At 76.8% G+C, this 603-nt stretch carries 1 protein-coding gene; it reads right to left on the reverse strand.

Annotated features, from left to right (window positions below):
- A partial coding sequence (locus F0Q45_RS26570; protein ID WP_149656659.1) for a PPE domain-containing protein occupies positions 1-603 on the reverse strand: 603 nt, incomplete at both ends.

The raw sequence follows: 603 nt of genomic DNA on the forward strand, positions 1-603 counted from the left end.
CGGCGGCCCCGGCCCCGCCGCTGCCCATCCCCAGCAGGCTCGGGTTGTTCAGCACGCCCAGGAACGGGGCCAGCAGCGACTGGAACTGCCCCAGGCCGCTTACCGGGGACCCCAGCCCGCCGCCGAGTGGGGACGAAAGCCCTTGCAGCGCCGAGGGAATCGCGCCGAGAAGCTGCGGTCCCATCGACAGCATCGCCGGCCCGTCCAGGCCGGCCGCCGGCAGCGCGGTGGAGCCGGCCAGGTTCGCGGGCTGCTGGCCGGTGGCCACCCCGCCGGCCTGACCCAGCGCGGCGGCCTGGGCGGCCAGCCCCACCGGGTTGGAGTTGGGCAGCGGCGCGGTGAACGGCACCAGGGTGCCGGTGATCGCGGCCGCGTCGGCGGCGAACCCGTACATGACCGCGCTGTCCTGGCCCCACATCTCGTCGTAGGCGGCCTCGGTGGCCGCGATCGCCGGGGTGTTGATCCCCAGGAAGTTGGTGGCCAGCAGCGTCATCAGCGTGTCGCGGTTGGCCTCGATGACCGGCGGGGGCACCACCCCGGCGCGGGCCGCCTCGAACGCGGCCGCCGCCGCGCCCGCCGCCGCCGCGGCCGCCTCGCACTGCC

Origin of the sequence: Mycobacterium simiae (assembly GCF_008370645.1) — a bacterium.
Classification (GTDB): Bacteria; Actinomycetota; Actinomycetes; order Mycobacteriales; family Mycobacteriaceae; genus Mycobacterium; species Mycobacterium simiae_A.